Below are 18,474 nucleotides of genomic sequence, written 5' to 3' on the forward strand. Positions count from 1 at the left end.
GCTGCCTTAGGAAAAATCGCTCCAGCTCAGATGCCGGGAATCGAGATCTCCGACTGTTACGGTGCCGCGGATTTCGCGCGGGGCGTGGAAGCTGCTGCGCAGATACACGAGCGGCGCCGCCCCGTCGGAATGCGATGCGCCGCGCACCTCGCCGACGAAGATCGAATGCGTCTTGGTCTCGAATTCCTGCGCCAGCACGCAGTCGAATGCGGCGACCGCATCGCTCAGCACCGGCGCGCCGGTCACCCCGCGCGTCCACTCCCCGAACGCAAAACGGTCGTCGCCATTGACGCCCTTCTGGCCACTGAAGGTAAGCGCCAGGAGGGCGTGGTCCTCGTGCAGGAAGTTGATCGCGAACGCGCCTTCCTCGCGGATGCGCGCGTGCGCACTGGCGTTGCGGTTGACGCACACGATCAGGGATGGTGGCGAGTCCGACAGTGAGCAGGCCGAGGTCACCGTCAGCCCCGTGCGCTTGCCGTGCTCGGCGCCGACCGTCACCAGCGCGACCGCGCCGGCGCACTGGCGCATCGCCTGCTTGAAATTCTTAGCGTCGAAAGCACTGGCGTCCACCGTCACGCGGAAATCTCCGAAATGGATGTGGGTGCGGCACGATCGCGCCGCACCCGCGTCGGGTCAAGCCGCCTTCTTCGCGGAGCCGAGATGCTTCAGGCGCGGCATCACCTCGTTCTTCAGCAGCGACAGCGAGTGATGCCAGGCTTCAGCCTTGTGCTTGTAGTCGAAGCCGAACACCAGCAGCACGCCGAAGCCGCCGACCTCCTCGTAGATCTTCTCGATTTTCTCGGCGACGGTCGCGGGCGAGCCGACGATCCAGTTCCGCTTGGCGCAATATTCGACGGTGACGTCGCTATCGGGCACATCGGGCGCGTGCTTCAGATAGTCCTTGAAGCCGAAATGGCCGAGCAGCGGCAGGAAGTACTCGCCCATCATCCGGCCCATCATGTCGCCGGTCGAGAGCCGCCACGCTTCCTCGTCGGTATCGGCGACGAACACTTCGCGCACCAGCCGCCAATCGGCCCGGTCCGGCTTGCGCCCGGTCTTGGCGGCACCGGCTACAACCGAATCCCAATGACTGCCGACATAGGCCGGGTTCAGGTTGAGGCTCATTGGAATGAAGCCGCGCTCGCCGGCGAGCTTCAGCGTGTCCGAGTTCTTCGAGAGCCCAGCGACGCCGATCGGCGGGTGCGGCGTCTGCAACGGCTTGATGTGGGGTTTCAAGAAGTCGAACATCGTGTCCGGCTTGGTCACCGTCCAGAATTTGCCCTTGTAGGTCCAGGGCGCGGGATCGCTCCACATCTTCAGAATGATCTCCAGCGCCTCGCGCGTCATGTCGCGGTTCTGTCCGCTCATGCCGTCGACGTTGAACATGGCCCAGTCGCTCGGCAGGCCGCTCGCCGCGACGCCGAAATTGAGCCGACCTCCCGAGAGGTGATCGAGCATGGCGACGCGGTTGGCGAGTTCGGCCGGGTGGTGATAGGGCAGCAGGAAGCCGCCCGGCCCGATACGGATATTCTTGGTCTGCATCAGCGCCTGCGCGATCAGAAGATCCGGAGTCGGATTGGGTTCCCAGGGCGCGGTGTGGTGCTCGCCGACCCAGGCCTCCTGATAGCCAAGCTCGTCGAGCCAGCGCATGACTTGCAGGTCCCAGTCGTTTCCTTCCTTCAGGCCGCACTCCGGCGGGTGCGAAGGCATCGTGAAATAGCCGATCTCCATGGGTTTCCTCATCTGATGTTGACGCGTCTTGTTGCGCGGTTCACGGACGTGAGCAGGGTTGCTTGAGCAAGCGGTGTGCCACCACTCCGCAAGCGCTGTGCCAGCGCTACAGCGGCTCAGTCCCGTGAGAAAACGCTGGTTTGCAGCGGCAATAGCCGATATCCCGGGGCGAATTTGCGGGCCGTCGTCTCATTGTCGCGAGACGGCGTCTTGCCGGTGAGACGAGGACGAGAACCGAGATGACCGAACCCGCTTACGTCGCGGTGGACTGGGGCACCAGCAGCTTCCGGCTCTGGTTGATCGATCGTACCGGCGTGGTGCTGGCCGAACGCCGCAGCGGCGAGGGCATGCTGGCGGCGGCAAAGACCGGCTTCGCGGCCGTGCTGCAATCGCATCTTGCCGCCGTCGAAGCACCAGCTCATCTGCCGGTTCTGGTCTGCGGCATGGCCGGCGCCAAGACGGGCTGGGTCGAAGCCGGATATGTCGATACACCCGCGCCGCTCGCGGCCGTCCTGGAGCAGGCCGCGCACGTGCCGGGCGAAGCACGCGATATCCGCATCCTGCCGGGTATCGCGCAGCGCGATACAAGAGCGCCGGACGTGATGCGCGGCGAGGAGACGCAGCTGCTCGGCGCGCTTGGTCTCGATGCCGCAGGTGAGGCGCTGGTCTGCATGCCCGGCACGCATTCGAAATGGGTACGCCTGAAGGACGATACGATCGCGCATTTCTCCACCTTCATGACCGGCGAGCTCTTCAGCGTTGTGTCGCGCGAGACGATCTTGTCGCTTGCGGTCGCAGGCGCCGAAGAAGCCGAGGACGTCGCGAGCTTCAAGGCGGCGGTGAGAGCTGCGTATGAGGCGCCGTCGTTCGCGGCCAATTTTCTGTTCAGCGCGCGCTCGCGTCAGCTTCTGTTCGGGAGCACACCGGCCGCGGCGCGCGAAACGCTGTCGGGCACTTTGATCGGCATCGAGCTGGCCGCCGGGCTCTCCGGCGCCGTGCCGAAAGCAGGCATTACGTTGATTGCCTCGGGGCGGCTCGCGATGCTGTACACCTTGGCTTTCGATGCGTTGTCGGTCACCGTGAACCCCGTCGATGCCGATGAAGCGGTCCGCCGCGGTCTGTCGATGGCGGCTGCCGCGATCTGGACGAAATGAGAGGACTGTTCAAATGAGCGTTCCCTTTCCGGCGATGAAGCGGCCACTGCTTGCGATCCTGCGCGGCGTGAAGCCCGAGGAAACGCAGGCCATCGTCGGCGTGCTGATCGAGGCCGGCATGACCGCGATCGAGATCCCGCTAAACTCGCCCGATCCGTTCCGCTCCATCGCCACCGCCGTCAAGCTCGCGCCGGCCGGCGTGCTGATCGGCGCCGGCACGGTGCTGACCACAGCGGATGTCGATCGGCTCAACGATGTCGGCGGCAAGCTGATGGTCTCGCCGAATGTCGATACGCAGGTGCTCACGCGTGCCCATCAGTACGCCATGGTGACGTTGCCCGGCGTGTTTTCGCCGACCGAGGCGCTGCTGGCCGCGCGCTCCGGCGCCTCTGGCCTGAAGTTCTTTCCGGCAAGCGTGCTCGGCGCGTCCGGCATCGCCGCGATCCGCGCCGTGCTGCCGGCCGGCGTGATGATCGCCGCCGTCGGCGGCGTCTCCGACCAGAATTTCGCGGAGTACATCGAGGGTGGCGTGACGGCGTTCGGGCTGGGCTCCAACCTCTACAAGCCCGGCATGACGGTAACGGACGTTGCCGCTCGCGCAAAATTGACGATCGCGGCCTACGATCGGGCGATTGCGAAAGACTGAAGCGGCAATAAACAAGCCGTGATGTCGTCACGGTTGCGCGTTATCCTATCTTGCCGCAGAGGCGAGATCAGGAGACCGACATGGCAATCAACAACGTGGCCGATCTGTTCGTGGCAACGCTCGAACAGGCTGGCGTCAAGCGCATCTACGGCATCGTCGGCGACAGCCTGAATGCGCTGACCGAAGCGCTGCGGCGGCGCGGCACGATCGAATGGATCCATGTCCGGCACGAGGAGGTCGCGGCCTTCGCCGCCGCCGGGGAAGCGGAAATGACGGGCAGCCTTGCGGTGTGCGCGGGCTCGTGTGGTCCCGGCAATCTGCATCTGATCAACGGCCTGTTCGACGCCCATCGCAGCCGCGTTCCCGTGCTGGCGATCGCCGCGCAAATTCCGACCGCCGAGATCGGCAGCGGCTATTTCCAGGAGACGCATCCGCAAAACCTGTTCCGCGAGTGCAGCCATTATTGCGAGCTGGTCTCCGATCCGAGTCAGCTTCCCTACGTGCTGGAAAACGCGATCCGCGCGGCAGTCGGCATGCGCGGCGTCGCCGTTGTCGCCATGCCGGGCGACGTCGCCTTCCGCAGCCCACCCAAGCGCGCGCTGTCGACGGCGCGTGGCCTTGCGCTGTCGGCGCCGAAGGTTGTGCCGCAGGCGGATGAGTTGAAGGCGCTTGCGGATCTCCTGAACGGCGCCGAACGCATCACCCTGTTCTGCGGTCGCGGCTGCGCCGGCGCGCATGCGCCGCTGATGCAGCTTGCGGAAGCCTTGAAGAGCCCGATCGTGCATGCGCTGGGCGGAAAGGAGCATGTCGAATACGACAATCCCTACGATGTCGGCATGACCGGCTTCATCGGCTTCTCCTCCGGCTATGCCGCCATGCACGCCTGCGACGCGCTGGTGATGCTCGGGACCGATTTTCCCTACAAGCAGTTCTTCCCGACCGATGCCAAGATCGCGCAGATCGACATCCGTCCGGAAAATCTCGGGCGCCGCTGCAAGATCGACCTCGGCCTGGTCGGCGACGTCAAGCTCACCCTCGAGGCGCTGCTGCCGCTTCTGAAATCCAAGACGCAGCGCAAGCACCTCGACGATGCGATCGCGCATTACAAGAAGGCGCGCGAAGGCCTCGACTCGCTCGCCAAGGGCACGCCGGGCAGCAAACCAATCCATCCGCAATACCTGGCAAAGGTCATCAGCGACCATGCGAGCGATGATGCGGTGTTCACCGCCGATGTCGGCACGCCGACGGTGTGGGCCGCGCGCTATCTCGAGATGAACGGACGCCGCCGGCTGATCGGCTCGTTCGTGCACGGCTCGATGGCCAACGCCATGCCGCAGGCGATCGGCGCGCAGGCCGCGCAGCCCGGCCGGCAGGTGATCTCGCTCTCCGGCGACGGGGGCTTCACCATGCTGATGGGCGATCTGATCACGCTGACGCAGATGAAGCTGCCGGTGAAGGTGGTCATCTTCAACAACGGCGTGCTCGGCTTCGTCGCACTGGAGATGAAGGCGGCCGGTTTCGTCGACACCAATGTCGATCTGGAGAATCCGGACTTCGCGGCGATGGCGCGCGCGATGGGTATCTTCGCAAGGCGGGTCGAGGATCCCGGCGAGCTTCCAGGTGCGATGAAGGAGATGCTGGCCCACCACGGACCGGCGCTGCTCGATGTGGTCACCGCCAAGCAGGAGCTGTCGATGCCGCCGACCATCACGCCCGAACAGATCAAGGGCTTCAGCCTCTGGGTCTTGCGCGCCGTGATGAACGGCCGCGGCGACGAGGTCGTCGATCTCGCCAAGACCAATTTGCTGCCGCGCTAGCCGCGCTTGACCGATGGCACGGGCAGCCGCTCATGGCGGCGCTGGAAGCGTTGCCAGTGCAGCACGATCCCGATCAGCAGCGCCGGCACGAAGCCGAGCGCGATCAGAAAGTGGGGCAGCTGCGTTGGCGAGATGAACGCGATGCCGATGTCGGAGATCAGCCAAAGCGCGGCGAACATCACCGCGAAATCGGTGCGCGGGCAGCGCAGATAGTAGAACACGGCGGTGATGACGACGGCGGGTCCGATGGCGATGCCGATCATCACCGTCGTCAGCTCCTTCGGCGTCAGCGCGTCGAGCACCATCGCTGCCAGCAGCCAGAGCGCGGCGAACATGGCGATGATGTCGAGCGGATGCCGCAAGCCAATACCTCTCGTGAGGGGACGCGCTATCGTTGTGGCCCAGACCTTGGCCGTCAAGGGAAAATGCGCCTATTCCTCGTCGTTTCCGGGCGTCGGCCGCAGCATGAAATGGCCGAAGGCTGTGGCGATCGGCTTGTTCGCATCGTCCTGCCAGGCCCGTGCCTCGAAGGCGACGATGCGCCGGCCCTGTTTCACGATCGAGACGTTGGCGAACGTGTCGAGCGCGCGGCCGGAGCGCAGATAGTTGACGGTCAGTCCGATCGGCTTGGGCAGTGCGGTGGCGCCGAGTTCACGGGCCACTCCGAAGATCGCGGTGGTTTCGAGGAAGGCGCCGGTCATGCCGCCATGGATCGCAGGCAGAATCGGATTGCCGATGATCTTTGGCGAGAACGGCATCGTCAGTGTGCCGTCGTCGTTGACGCGAATGCCGAGGCAGCGTGCGAACGGGCTGTTGGCGAACGGGCCTTCCGGATCGTCCGGCGCCTCCAGCCTCGGGATGCCGGGCGAATCCATCCTGCGATCCGCGAGCATGTTGGTGCGGTTGGCGCCGATCATGAAACAGGCGGTCGCGGTCGCGACCGGATCGTCCTCGGACTCCTGATAGGCGGTGGAGCGCACGAAGGCAATCGAACGCGTGGTGCGGTAGCAGACCGAATGCGCCTTGATGTCGAGGCCCGGCGTTGCCGGCTTCTGATAGTCGATGCGCAGATCGAGCGTCGCGATCGCGCTTGTGCCGTCCAGCGCGAGTTGCACCGCCATGCCGCAACTCTCGTCCAGCATCGCGGTGACGACCCCGCCATGCAGGACGCCGGTCTCGGTGTCACCGACAAAGACCGGCCGGTAGGGCAGGCTGGACCAGGCTTCGCGCGGTGCGAAGCGGTCGAGCTGGAGCCCGCTGATCTGGCCGTAATCGGAGCGGCGACCCTTGATCGCCTCGGCGAGGTCCTCGAACGAAAGTGTGGTCGGTGAGCTGGACATGAGGACGTTCTAGACCAGTGGCGGGCGCGGCGCAAAACCCCGAATGCGCGTCCCACGGTGGGTGCCGGGGGCGGTTTGGCCTCGACAGGGCGGGCCGAAGCAACGATGGTGGGCGCCTCGTTCGTTCGACCAGCCGTAAGGAGTGCCCATGGCCGATCCCGAAACGCCCGTCACCAGCCAGGGGCCCGTCATCATTTCGACATCGAGCTCGGAGCGGGCGCCGATCATCTATTTCGACGGTGCATCCTGCTTCGGCCACCACAACGGCGCGATTCAAATCGAGCTTGCGGCGAACCTTCTGATGCCGGTCGGCGCCGCCGTCAGGGTTGATGTGGTCCAGACCGCGCATCTGCGTTGCAGCGTGGCCGCGGCGCTGGCTCTGCGCGAAGCGCTCGAAAAGGCGCTGGCAATGTACCAGCAGGGCCAGCAGCAGCCCCGGCCGGAGGAAATTCCCTCGGTGAAGAACTGAGGCCGTTCGCGGATCGCAAGTTAATGCGATCAACTCGCTCAGCTCACATGCACCTTCGGCTTCCTGCCGTCGTTCCACTTGCCGTCGAGCGCGCGCTCGATCTGGGCGGCGAGTTGCAGCAGGAGGCCGTCATTGGCCTGCTTCGCAATCGCCTGGATGCCCAGCGGCAGGCCGTGGTCCTGCGTGGCCATCGGCATCGAGATCGCCGGCATGCCGCAGAGATTGGCGAGCGGCGTGAAGGCGAAGAAGCGCCAAAGATTGCCGAACCAGTCGAGCACGTCGGGGTTGTCGGAGATGGTGAGATATTCCCGGGTGCCGACCTTCGGCGTCGGCAGCGCCGTGATCGGGGTCAGGATCACGTCCCACTGCTCGAAGAAGGCGCCGAAGGCGCGCGAGGTCGTGTTGAACACGCCTTGCATCTTCGCCCGCTCGGCGAAGCTCGTATGCCGGCCGGCTTCCCAGATCCGGATATTCATGGGTTCGATGAGATCTTCCGGCGGCCGTTCCAGTCCGCGCGCGGCGAGCATGTTGGAGATCACCACGGCAAAATTCGAGATGTAGCAGGTGGTCTGCGCCTCGAACGCGGCGCGGAAGTCGAGTTCGGGCAGGGCGTAGTCGACGTGATGGCCGAGGCCTTCGAGGAAGCGGCCGGCCTTCGCCAGCTCGGCCGCGATCTCGGGCGTCGCGGTGTAGTCGCCCCAGGTGTGCGACAGCGCGATACGAAGCTTTGACGGATCGCGCTTGATCATCTCGGAATAGGGCTGCGCTGTGGTCCAGAACGGCATGAATTCGCCGGGCGCCGCTCCCCTTGCATGATCGACGAAGGCGGCGGTGTCGCGCACCGAGCGCGACTGGCAGCCCTGGATCGAGACGAGGCCGGTGAGATCGGACATGTGCGGTGCGAGCGAGAACACGCCGCGCGAGACTTTCAAGCCGATATTGCCGTTGACGCCGGCGGGAATGCGGATCGAGCCGCCGCCATCAGTCGCGTGTGCGATCGGCACCACGCCGGCCGCGACCATTGCGGCGCTCCCGGCCGACGAGCCGCAGGTGGTGTAGTCGGTGTCCCAGGGATTGCGCGTGACATAGACGGCCGGATTGTCGGCCGAGCTGCAGACGCCGAACTCCGGTGTCGTGGTGCGTCCGATCAGGTTCAGTCCGGCCTGGCGGAATTTGCCGGTCAGGAACGTGTCGGCGCTGGCGCGATTGCCGCGCATTAACAGCGAGCCCATCTCCTGGAGCCGGCCCTTCATGGTCGGGCCGAGGTCCTTCATCAGGAAGGGCAGGCCTGCGAACGGGCCGGCGAGATTGGCGCCGTCCTTGGCCGGATCGGCGATCACGTCATCGAATAGCTCGACCACGCCCGACAGTGCCGGGTTGACCTTGGCGACGCCCGCGGCGGCCTGGCGCGCCAACTCCTTTGCCGTGAGCTCGCCCTTGCGGACGCGCGCGGCCAGCCCCACGCCATCGTGCTGCGCCCATTCGTTCCAGCTCATCGGGAAAGTCATGCGATCCAAACCTCTTCGTGCGCCGCCATCTTAGTTTCGCACAGGAACACTTTAATCAACTGAGCGGCGCGAAGGGCAGGGTTGCGCCGGATGGAGAGGTAATCCCGAATTGCATGCGCGCGCATCAATTGGAGAACTTTGCGATCACCGCGACCGGCCCGCCGCCGGCTGGGCCCTGATGCTCGGCGCCGCCGGAGACGTAGACCGCACCAGTGCCGGCGAGGCCGGCAATCAATCCGCCAACGGCAGCCCGGGCGTGGCGTGTCGAGCTGATATCGGTATCTTCGAGCATGGTGTGGCGGAAGCCGCGCACGCTGCCATCAGGGGAGGCCTCGGCCTTAGCGAAGATGTTGACAAGCTTGCTGCCGGTCGGCGTCTGTTGCCCGGCACGGAGCCCAACGCTCTCCAGCGCCGCAAGCACCGCGGCGGCGTCGATCGCATCGCTCATCACGGCATGCCCGATCTCGAATTCGCTCGTCGAGGACATCGAATTGCCGAGCACGATGACGACGTTATACATGAGCTCGATCCCGGACGAGGTCGAGGCGACGTTCGAGAACAGATCGTAGCGTCGCAGCACGTCCTCATCACGAACGCCGGTTGCGATCTCGCCGAGCGCGACCGCAACGCCGAGCGCGGAAGCGCCGCGCGAATAGGCCATCGAACTGTAGGCGCTGGTCGTCGCTGTCTTGTGACCGCGCGCATTCGCCGCTTCGACGCGCTCGCTGGTGAGCAGCGGGCATTTGATCTGCACGAAATGGACGTCGGCGGGATCGGCGATCCCGGCATCCGCCATCGCGGCCTTCACGGCCTTGGCTGTCTCCGTGATCTGAGCGGAGCGGCCGAGCTCTTCAGGGAGAAAATCCCGCGTGTGCGCCATGCCGATGCTCAGGCGCTTGCCGGAGAGGCCTGCCGGGCGCTGTAGAATGTCCTGGCGCGTGAACACCGTGATGTGCGGGCTGAGCACGCCCTCGGTGCCGCCCGACATCACGAAAGCGATGCGTTGCTCGACCTCCTGCGGCGACAGCCCGAGCTGCGGCGCCAGCGCCGTGCACAGCGCGGCAACGGCATATTCCCGGGTAAAGTCATTGACGCCGCCATTGCCTTCGGTCTTGCCGAGGATCGCCAGGATGGATGCCGGATCGATCGCGCCGGAGCCGATCATGCTCATCAATCCGGAGACGTCGCCGGGGCCTCTGGTGGCGACCTTGAAGACGCCGACCGATGTCGTCCGCATTATAATCCTCACATGAAGTTCAGGAGTCCGGCAGACAAAACAGCCGCTGAACCGGGGCGCCTGTCAAGGTGTCGAGGCAATCCCCATTGTCGTCCTGGCGAAAGCCAGGACGACAGCAGGACGTGCGCCGTCTGCGTAGCACCCACGATTGTGGCGAGATCGCATCGCTTCGACAAAAAATCCCTTGTCGACGGTCGTCCGCCGCACCTTGATGAATCAACCCTGATTGGTCCATAAGCGGCGTCCCGCAGCCGGTGGTTCGCCTCCGCGATGCGTGCTTGGATAGAGGGGTTCTCGCGTGGCAAATATCAACCAGAAAATTGCGCAGGAGCTTGGGGTTCGGGCGGAGCAGGTCGAGGCGACAGTGGCGCTGCTCGACGGCGGCGCCACGGTTCCCTTCATCGCCCGCTACCGCAAGGAAGCGACCGGTGCGCTCGACGACGCGCAATTGCGCACGCTGGAGGAGCGCCTGGGTTACCTGCGCGAGCTCGAGGACCGCCGCAAGGCCATCCTCGAATCGGTCCGCGAGCAGGGCAAGCTCGATGCCGCGCTGGAGGCCTCCATTCTCGCTGCCGACAGCAAGGCGCGCCTCGAAGACATCTATCTGCCGTTTAAGCCGAAGCGCCGCACCAAGGCCGAGATCGCCAAGGAAGCCGGGCTCGAGCCGCTCGCCTTTCAGCTCATGGCCCAGCCCAACAACGATCCGAAGGTGGTCGCTGAAGCCTTCGTCAATCCCGAGAAGGGCGTTGCCGATGCCGCTGCGGCACTCGATGGCGCCCGCGCCATCCTGGTCGAGCGCTTCGACGAAGACGCCGACCTGATCGGCGCGCTTCGCGAGGAGGTGTGGACTAATGCGCGCATGACCTCCAAGGTGCGCGACGGCAAGAAAACCGAGGGCGAAAAGTTTGCCGACTATTTCGAGTTCTCCGAGCCGCTGACCAGGCTGCCCTCGCACCGAATCCTCGCAATGTTCCGCGGCGAGAAAGAAGAAATCCTCGATCTCCAGATCCAGGCCGAGGCCGAACCATCGCCGCCCGGCGTGCCGAGCGTCTATGAACTGAAGATCATGAAGCGGTTCGGCATCGCCGACCTTAAGCGCGCCGGCGACCGCTGGATGATCGATACCGTGCGCTGGGCCTGGCGCACCAAGATCCAGGTGCATCTCAACATCGACCTGCGCATGCGGCTGTGGAATGCGGCCGAGACAGAGGCCGTGCGCGTGTTCGCCTCGAATCTGCGCGACTTGCTGCTCGCGGCGCCCGCCGGCACCCGCGTCACCATGGGTCTCGATCCCGGCTTCCGCACCGGGGTCAAGGTCGCCGTCACCGACGCGACCGGCAAGGTGGTGGATACCGCCGTGATCTATCCGCACGAGCCGCAGCGGCAGTGGAACGAGGCGCTTGCGATCCTCGGCAAGCTCGCGCTGAAACATCGTGTCGAGCTGATCGCGATCGGCAACGGCACCGCCTCGCGCGAGACCGACAAGCTCGCGGCCGACCTCGTCAAGGGCCTGCCCGACTTGAAGATGACCAAGATCGTGGTGTCGGAAGCCGGCGCGTCGGTTTATTCGGCCTCGGCGTTCGCCTCGGAGGAGTTGCCGGGCCTCGACGTCACCCTGCGCGGCGCGGTGTCAATCGCGCGGCGGCTCCAGGATCCTCTCGCCGAGCTCGTCAAGATCGAACCCAAGGCGATCGGCGTCGGCCAGTACCAGCACGACCTAGGCCAGGCCAAGCTCGCCAAATCCCTCGACGCCGTGGTCGAAGACTGCGTGAACGCCGTCGGCGTCGACGTCAACACCGCGTCCGCTCCGCTGCTCGCGCGCGTGTCGGGCGTCGGCTCCGGCCTCGCCTCGAGCATCGTGGCACACCGCGACGCCAACGGGCCGTTCAAGTCGCGCAAGGCGTTGAAGGACGTGCCGCGGCTCGGCCCCAAGGCGTTCGAGCAGTGCGCGGGCTTCCTGCGCATCCTCGGCGGCGAGGACCCGCTCGACGCCTCCGGTGTGCATCCGGAAGCCTATCCGGTGGTGCGCCGGATTCTCAGCGCCACCAAGAGCGACATCAAGGCGCTGATCGGCAGCAGCGACATCGTTCGCACGCTGAAGCCGAAAGACTTCGTGGACGAGACGTTTGGTCTGCCGACCGTCACCGACATCCTGCGCGAGCTCGAGAAGCCCGGTCGCGACCCGCGTCCGGCCTTCAAGGCAGCTGTGTTCATGGACGGCGTCGAGGAGATCAAGCACCTCAAGAAGGGCATGATCCTCGAGGGCACCGTAACCAACGTCGCGGCGTTCGGCGCCTTCGTCGATATCGGCGTGCACCAGGACGGCCTCGTGCACATCTCGGCGATGTCCAAGACCTACATCAAGGATCCGCGTGAAGTGGTGAAGCCCGGCGACATCGTCAAAGTGAAGGTGCTAGACTTCGAGGTCGCGCGCAAGCGTATCTCGTTGACACTACGGCTCGACGACGAGGTCGGCGCCAAGAAGGACGCGCCCGGCATGCAGCGGGATAACAGCTCACGTAACCCGTCCCGCATGACGTCGTCGGCCCCGCGCCAGCAGGAGTCTTCCGGCGGCGGTGCGCTCGCCGAAGCGCTGCGCCGCGCGGCCGAGAAAAACGGCGGCAAGCGGGCGTAGCTTCTAACCTCTCCCCGCTCTCACCCCACCCTCTCCCCGCAAGAACGGGGCGAGCGAGTGAGAGAGCAGCGTCTCCCTAACTTCCGCGTCAGAATCTGGCGCGTTTGTAAGTTGAAGGCGCCTGTCCCTTCCTCTCATCTGATCCTCCTCGCGCGGCAGAATATTGTCGCGCAGCACGGAGGATGCTTCGATGGACAACAGGATTCTCAAAGGCCTCACCGCGGTGACGATCGCAGCGGTGATGGCGCTCGCTTCACCGGTGCTTGCCAGAGGCGGTGGCGGTGGCGGTGGCGGTCATGGCGGATTCGGCGGTGGTGGGCATTTCGGTGGCGGCGGCATGCACACGGGAGGTTTCGGCGGCGGCATGCACACCGGTGGCTCCGGTGGTATGCGCGTCGGCGGCATGGGCGGCGCCCGTTTCGGCGGCCCGGGCTTTGGCGGTGCACGTTTCGCGCATGCGGCGATCGGGCCGCGCTTCGCTGGCTCCGGCTGGCACGGCAGGCCCTTCATCGGCCGCCATGCCTTCTTCCGGCAACACCATCGCTTCTTCTTCGGAGCACCTTTCATCTATGCCGGCTACTATGACGGCTGCTGGCGCAGGAGCTTGACGCCCTATGGGTGGCAATGGGTCAATGTGTGCGGAGACTCTTGGTACTAGCATCGCCGTACCGCACCATTGTCGCGATCGTCATCGGACGGTTCCGCTCAGCCCCGGAACGGGATAGTCTGGTGGCGATCGTCGCGCGGAGTTTGTCATGACCGGAGCTCACCGCCGCATTCTGGTCGTCGAGGACGACGCGGAAACCGCAGGCCAGCTCGTCGAGGAGCTGACGACTTCCGGCTACGACGTCGATCTCGCCGCCACCGGGCGCGAAGCGCTCAGCCATGGCGCCGCGCGCGACTATGCCGTGATCACCATCGACCGCATGCTGCCCGATATCGACGGCATCAGCGTGATGCGCCAGTTGCGCGACGACGGCATCGCCGCGCCGTTCCTAATCATTTCCGCACTTGGCGAGGTCGACGACCGCGTGCGCGGCTTGCGGGCCGGCGGCGACGATTATCTCGTCAAGCCGTTCTCCTTCACCGAATTGCTGGCGCGGCTGGAGGCACTCGGCCGGCGCAGCGACACCGTCGCCAAGGAGACGATCCTGCGGGTCGGCGATCTCGCCATCGACCTGATCGCACGCAGCGCGAGCCGCCGCGGCCGGAAGATTCCGCTGTTGCCGCGGGAATTCCAATTACTCGAATATCTGGTCCGCAACGAGGGCCGCGTCGTCTCGCGTGCGATGCTGCTCCAGCATGTCTGGGATCTGCATTTCGATCCCTCCACCAACATCATCGACGTCTATGTCGGACGCGTCCGTCGCAAGGTCGATGATGCCCAGGCCTATCCGCTGATCCACACCATCCGCGGCATCGGATATTGTCTCCGTGCTCCTGGCTAAAACGCTCCGCTCCTCGACCTTCCGCCTTGCGCTGATCGCGATCGCGGCGTTCGGGCTGATCGTCGCGGCGATCATGGCCTATGTCTATTTCGGCACGATCGCCTATGTGCAGAGCCGTGTCGGCGATGCCGGCGACCACAGCGGCTTCACCGCGATGATCGAGCTCGCAATGGCCGCTGTCGCCGTGCTGATGCTGGTGCTCGCCGGGCTCGCCGCGGTGCTGGTGACGCGCCGCACGGTCGGGCGGATCGAGGAGATCAACGCCACCAGCCGCGCCATCATGATGTCGGGCCTCGACCAGCGCATTCCCTTGCGCGGCAGTCACGACGAATGGGACCGGGTCGCCGAAAACCTCAACCAGATGCTCGACCGCATCGAGACTTTGATGGGAGAGGTCAAGCAGGTCAGCGACAACGTCGCCCATGATTTGCGTACGCCGCTGACGCGCATGCGGGGTCGGCTGGAAAAGGCTTATCACGCCTCGCGCAATGGCGAGGCCGACGCGGCGCTGATCGGTGACACCATCGCCGATCTCGACGCCGTGCTCGGCATGTTCGCCTCCATCACGCGCATCTCGGAGATCGAGACCCGCGCCCGCCGTAGTGCGTTTCGCACCCTCAATCTCGCCGAAATCGCCGGCGAGGTCGTCGAGCTCTACGATGCCGCCGCCGAACAGGTTGCGACGCGGCTCAGCCTCGGCGGCGATCGCGAGGTGGCGATTATTGGCGATCGCGACCTGCTGTTCGACGCTATCGCCAATCTCGTCGACAACGCGATCAAGCACGGCTGCAAAGGCGGGCAGGTGACCGTCACCTGCAGCAGCACCGACGGCGGTGCGACGATCGCGATCGCCGACGACGGCCCGGGCATTCCGGCGGATCAGCGCGATCACGTGTTCAAACGCTTCTACCGGCTCGAGCAGAGCCGCTACACCCCGGGTAACGGCCTTGGCTTAAGCCTGGTCGCCGCGGTCGCTCGCCTCCATGGTGCCGAGATTGCCCTGCACGACAACGCGCCGGGCCTGACGGTCCAGCTCAGCTTCCCGCCGCACCCGACCTAGAGCTCGATCACGCCGCGGCGGGCCGCATGTGCCACCGCATCGGTGCGGCCGGTAGCGTCGAGCTTGTCGAGCAGCGAGCCGACATGGAATTTCACCGTGTGGACGGAAATGCCGAGCTGACGCGCGATCATCTTGTTGGAGCCGCCTTCCGCCATCAACGCCAGCACGTCGAGCTCACGCTGCGTCAGCGCAATGTCCTCAGGCATGATGCGCGGATCGCGAGTGACAATCGTCGCGGCGGCTTTCTCGCCGGGTTCGGCGAGGCGAAGCCCGGCGATATTGCCGAGCAGAGCAGCCAGGCGATCGGCGAGGGCGGGATCGTCGATCTCCAAAGCCAACACGATCTCGGGCGCGATGTCCTCGCTCACGCCGCCGGCCTCTCGCCGATCGTGACCTTGAAGCTGACCGGCTCGCCGCCGCGGCGCGCCGCGATATCGACCACCGCGCCCACGCTCGCCGGACCCAGCGTCCGCGACAGCGCGCGCACGCCGGACAACTTCTGGTCGTTGACCGCGACGATGACGTCGCCCTGGCGGATGCCGGCCGCCGCCGAAGGGCCGGCCTTGTCGACATTCATCACCATCGCGCCGACGCCGTCGTCGAGCCGGACCGGCTGCAGCCCGAGGCCGAGATATCCGCGTGCGATGCGGCCGCGCGCCTCTAACTGGGCCGCGACCCGCTCGATCGTCGCTGTCGGGATCACCAGCACACGCCTCGGGCCGAGCACGGCCATGCCGAAGGCTTCGCCCGATGCGTCGAGCGCGAGGCCGCCCTGCTGGCTGGAGCGCAAGCGGACGTCGAGCTCGATCCGCGCGTCGATGTCGCCGCCGCGCAGGGAGCGCCAGCTCTTGCCGGACTGCGACACCATCGCGAGCGCGGCGCTCGGCGTATCGCGGTTGGTGGCGACGACGACCGACAACGCGCCAAGGGGCGGCACAATTGTGGCCAGCTTGACCGGGGCAATCGCCGTATCGGCGCGCAGCAGTGCGATATCCGTCGTATGGTCGCGGCCGGCGATCGTGGCGGCCGCGGTGCTGCCGTCGGGGAGGCCGATCTCGACGTCGCCCTCGTCGGCCAGCGCCTCGTCGGCGGTGACGATCAGGCCGGGTTTCCAGACGAAGCCGGTGGCGCGGGAACGATGCGAATGGACGGCGACGACGGACGGCGCGGTGCGGGACACCATATCCGCGAGCGCGGACGACAGCGAAGTCAGGGGAGTTGAGTCGGTCATGGCAGGCTCCTGTAAAGCTGTCCTCAATCTGGGATGTCGCGGGCGATCGCGTAACTGGCCGCATGGCCAGGAAATAAGCAGGGAAGCTGGTCCGTAAGAGCACGGCCGACGAACATGTGATTGGAGCCGCTCACGGGAACGTGTAGCAATCGGCTCAACTTTGTGCCGTACGGCCTCAAGCCTTTTTTGCGAGCCCTGATTGATGACCATCGACCTTACCCGCCGCACCCTGCTTAAACTCGCCGGCGCCAGCTCGCTCGCAATGGCGGCTGCGGGCGCGGCGCGCGCCGAGGGGACACCGCAGGGCGGCGGGCCGACCTATGCCAGCCGCACGCCGATGCGGGTCGGCATGGTGACGCTCCGGGTGAAAAATCTCGACAAGGTTGCGGACTACTACCGCGACGTGATCGGGCTCACCGTGATGGAACGCTCGGCGCGCGCCGCCAAGCTCGGCACGGCCGGCATCGCGCTGCTGGTGCTGGAGGCCCGTCCTGATGCCGAGATCGAGCCGCGCAACGCCGCCGGCCTCTATCACACCGCCTTCCTGATGCCGACCCGCAAGGACTTGGCCCGCTGGCTGGTAGCAGCCGCTTCGCATCGCGTGCCGCTGTCGGGCTTTGCCGATCATCTCGTCAGCGAATCCGTCTATCTCGACGATCCCGAAGGCAACGGCATCGAGGTCTATGCCGACCGCGATCCCTCGCAATGGCAGTGGAGCGAAGGCAACGTGAAGATGGCGGCCGACGAGCTCGACATTCCCGACCTGCTGTCGCTGACCAATACGCGCGTGCCTGATTATGCCAAGGCACCGGACGGAATGCGCATCGGCCACATGCATCTGCGCGTCGGCGACCTCGCGCAGGCGCAGAATTTCTACCACGGCACGATCGGACTCGACCCGACCCGCAGCCGCAACGGCGCCGCGTTCCTGTCGTCGGGACGCTACCATCATCATCTCGGCATAAACGTGTGGCAGAGCGAGGGCGCCGGCCAACGCGACGATCAGACAACGGGGCTCGCCTGGTTCTCGCTGGTGACAGCTAAGCAGGATCTGCTCGCCGCACAGGAAGAGCGCCTGCGCAAGGGCGGCGCGAAAGTCACGGCGCTAGCGGACGGCGTTGAGGCGATCGATCCCTGGGGCACGCGGGTGCGGCTGATCAGGATTTGATCGCCGGCACGAGCGTTGGTAAGACCGTCAGGCGCTAGCCAGTTTCCGGGATTCACACCTGACATGTCCGATTTTCGCGGCGTCTTCCCTTATCTCGTCTCTCCCGTCGCTGCCGATGGCGCGGTGCGGACGAACGTCCTCGCAAAGCTCTGCGACGATCTGATCGGCGCGGGCGTCCACGGTCTGACCCCGCTCGGCTCGACCGGCGAGTTCGCCTATCTCAACGCCGCCCAACGCACCGCGGTCGTGCAGACCACGATCGAGGCGGCAAGGGGACGTGTGCCTGTTGTCGCGGGCGTCGCCTCCACCTCGACGGCAGATGCGGTGGCGCAGGCGAAGGCGTATCAGAAGCTCGGCGCCGACGGCATTCTGGCGATCCTGGAAGCGTATTTCCCGCTCGCCGACGCCCAGATCGAATCCTATTTCCGCGCCATCGCGGATGCCGTGGACATCCCCGTCGTCATCTATACCAATCCGCAATTCCAGCGCTCCGATCTCACCCTCGAAATCATCGCGCGCCTCGCCGAACATCCGCGCATCGGCTACATCAAGGACGCCTCGACCAACACCGGCCGGCTGCTCTCGATCATGAACCGCTGCGGCGATGCCTTGCGGGTGTTCTCCGCCTCCGCCCATATCCCGGCCGCGGTGATGCTGATCGGCGGCCTCGGCTGGATGGCGGGCCCCGCCTGCATCATTCCGCGCCAGAGCGTCGCGCTCTACGACCTCTGCAAGGCCGGCCGCTGGGACGAGGCGATGGCGCTCCAGCGCAGGCTGTGGCGCATCAACGAAGCTTTTGCCCGCTTCAACCTGGCGGCCTGCATCAAGGCCGGCTTGGCCATCCAGGGGTACGACGTCGGCGATCCTGTCCCGCCGCAGGCCGCTCTCACCGCCGATGCGCGCAAGGTCGTAGAAGCGGCATTGCGGGAGCTGGCGTAGCGGTTTGTCACGCGGCAATGGGCCCCGGCACGGGCAGCGGAACCGTCCTTAGCTGCCCGATTCGAGAAACTTCCATTCATTTTCGACGTTG

General features: G+C 65.7%; 18 protein-coding genes. 10 read left to right on the forward strand and 8 right to left on the reverse strand.

The features are described from left to right. Positions 1-6: 6 nt before the first annotated feature. Together BcanWU425_RS07825 and BcanWU425_RS07830 are read right to left on the reverse strand one after the other, a co-directional pair. On the reverse strand, positions 7-576 hold the full coding sequence (locus BcanWU425_RS07825; protein WP_204512308.1) for a flavin reductase family protein: 570 nt from the start codon (positions 574-576) through the stop codon (positions 7-9). A gap of 57 nt (positions 577-633) precedes the next feature. Next, positions 634-1,731, reverse strand: coding sequence for an LLM class flavin-dependent oxidoreductase (locus tag BcanWU425_RS07830; protein ID WP_018453642.1), 1,098 nt, complete (start codon positions 1,729-1,731; stop codon positions 634-636). 239 nt (positions 1,732-1,970) lie between these two features. Between BcanWU425_RS07830 and BcanWU425_RS07835 the strand changes: the two genes are divergently transcribed. The 3 genes from BcanWU425_RS07835 to poxB all read left to right on the forward strand — a co-directional run bounded on the left by BcanWU425_RS07835 (position 1,971) and on the right by poxB (position 5,348). Further along, positions 1,971-2,885: a 2-dehydro-3-deoxygalactonokinase gene (locus tag BcanWU425_RS07835; RefSeq protein WP_204512307.1), complete on the forward strand. Its 915-nt coding sequence runs from the start codon at positions 1,971-1,973 to the stop codon at positions 2,883-2,885. Positions 2,886-2,898: 13 nt separating this feature from the next. Next, complete coding sequence (locus BcanWU425_RS07840) at positions 2,899-3,531, forward strand: 2-dehydro-3-deoxy-6-phosphogalactonate aldolase (RefSeq protein WP_204512306.1); 633 nt, start codon at positions 2,899-2,901, stop codon at positions 3,529-3,531. 80 nt (positions 3,532-3,611) lie between these two features. After that, a complete protein-coding gene (gene poxB, locus BcanWU425_RS07845; RefSeq protein WP_204512305.1) occupies positions 3,612-5,348 on the forward strand; it encodes a ubiquinone-dependent pyruvate dehydrogenase in 1,737 nt (578 codons plus the stop codon). Here poxB and BcanWU425_RS07850 read toward each other — a convergent pair. Then, complete coding sequence (locus BcanWU425_RS07850; protein WP_166517536.1) at positions 5,345-5,710, reverse strand: hypothetical protein; 366 nt, start codon at positions 5,708-5,710, stop codon at positions 5,345-5,347. The genes poxB and BcanWU425_RS07850 overlap by 4 nt on opposite strands. Before the next feature lie 69 nt (positions 5,711-5,779). Then, positions 5,780-6,688, reverse strand: a complete 909-nt coding sequence (locus tag BcanWU425_RS07855) for a PaaI family thioesterase (protein WP_204512304.1) — start codon at positions 6,686-6,688, stop codon at positions 5,780-5,782. 148 nt (positions 6,689-6,836) lie between these two features. Here BcanWU425_RS07855 and BcanWU425_RS07860 point away from each other — a divergent pair, with 148 nt between their 5' ends. Next, the gene (locus BcanWU425_RS07860) at positions 6,837-7,157 is read left to right on the forward strand and encodes a hypothetical protein (protein ID WP_204512303.1); all 321 of its coding nucleotides are present in this window, start codon (positions 6,837-6,839) and stop codon (positions 7,155-7,157) included. 38 nt (positions 7,158-7,195) lie between these two features. Here the strand turns inward: BcanWU425_RS07860 and BcanWU425_RS07865 are convergent, their stop codons facing one another. Next, entirely contained in the window at positions 7,196-8,665 is a 1,470-nt protein-coding gene (locus tag BcanWU425_RS07865; protein WP_085384401.1) for an amidase, read from the reverse strand. Between the two features lie 124 nt (positions 8,666-8,789). Next, entirely contained in the window at positions 8,790-9,902 is a 1,113-nt protein-coding gene (locus BcanWU425_RS07870) for a ring-opening amidohydrolase (protein WP_085349583.1), read from the reverse strand. Between the two features lie 298 nt (positions 9,903-10,200). Here BcanWU425_RS07870 and BcanWU425_RS07875 point away from each other — a divergent pair, with 298 nt between their 5' ends. The 4 genes from BcanWU425_RS07875 to BcanWU425_RS07890 all read left to right on the forward strand — a co-directional run bounded on the left by BcanWU425_RS07875 (position 10,201) and on the right by BcanWU425_RS07890 (position 15,045). After that, positions 10,201-12,537, forward strand: a complete 2,337-nt coding sequence (locus tag BcanWU425_RS07875) for a Tex family protein (protein ID WP_204512302.1) — start codon at positions 10,201-10,203, stop codon at positions 12,535-12,537. A 190-nt stretch (positions 12,538-12,727) separates the two neighbouring features. Then, entirely contained in the window at positions 12,728-13,195 is a 468-nt protein-coding gene (locus tag BcanWU425_RS07880) for a hypothetical protein (protein WP_204512301.1), read from the forward strand. A 97-nt stretch (positions 13,196-13,292) separates the two neighbouring features. Beyond that, positions 13,293-13,985: a response regulator transcription factor gene (locus BcanWU425_RS07885; RefSeq protein ID WP_018453654.1), complete on the forward strand. Its 693-nt coding sequence runs from the start codon at positions 13,293-13,295 to the stop codon at positions 13,983-13,985. Then, on the forward strand, positions 13,972-15,045 hold the full coding sequence (locus BcanWU425_RS07890) for a sensor histidine kinase (RefSeq protein WP_018453655.1): 1,074 nt from the start codon (positions 13,972-13,974) through the stop codon (positions 15,043-15,045). The genes BcanWU425_RS07885 and BcanWU425_RS07890 overlap by 14 nt, the downstream gene beginning before the upstream one ends. Here BcanWU425_RS07890 and BcanWU425_RS07895 read toward each other — a convergent pair. Continuing rightward, positions 15,042-15,413 (reverse strand): response regulator transcription factor, encoded by a 372-nt coding sequence (locus tag BcanWU425_RS07895; protein WP_007614569.1) that lies wholly within the window; start codon positions 15,411-15,413, stop codon positions 15,042-15,044. The two genes, BcanWU425_RS07890 and BcanWU425_RS07895, sit on opposite strands and share 4 nt — an antisense overlap. Next, complete coding sequence (locus BcanWU425_RS07900) at positions 15,410-16,276, reverse strand: S1C family serine protease (RefSeq protein WP_018453657.1); 867 nt, start codon at positions 16,274-16,276, stop codon at positions 15,410-15,412. Before BcanWU425_RS07900 ends, BcanWU425_RS07895 begins: the two co-directional genes overlap by 4 nt. A 202-nt stretch (positions 16,277-16,478) precedes the next feature. Here BcanWU425_RS07900 and BcanWU425_RS07905 point away from each other — a divergent pair, with 202 nt between their 5' ends. Both BcanWU425_RS07905 and BcanWU425_RS07910 read left to right on the forward strand, forming a co-directional pair. Next, positions 16,479-17,444 (forward strand): VOC family protein, encoded by a 966-nt coding sequence (locus tag BcanWU425_RS07905; protein ID WP_204512300.1) that lies wholly within the window; start codon positions 16,479-16,481, stop codon positions 17,442-17,444. 63 nt (positions 17,445-17,507) lie between these two features. Next, the gene (locus BcanWU425_RS07910; protein WP_018453659.1) at positions 17,508-18,383 is read left to right on the forward strand and encodes a dihydrodipicolinate synthase family protein; all 876 of its coding nucleotides are present in this window, start codon (positions 17,508-17,510) and stop codon (positions 18,381-18,383) included. The last annotated feature ends 91 nt before the right edge of the window (positions 18,384-18,474 follow it).

Source organism: Bradyrhizobium sp. WU425 (genome assembly GCF_021052305.1).
Taxonomy (GTDB): domain Bacteria; phylum Pseudomonadota; class Alphaproteobacteria; order Rhizobiales; family Xanthobacteraceae; genus Bradyrhizobium; species Bradyrhizobium canariense_D.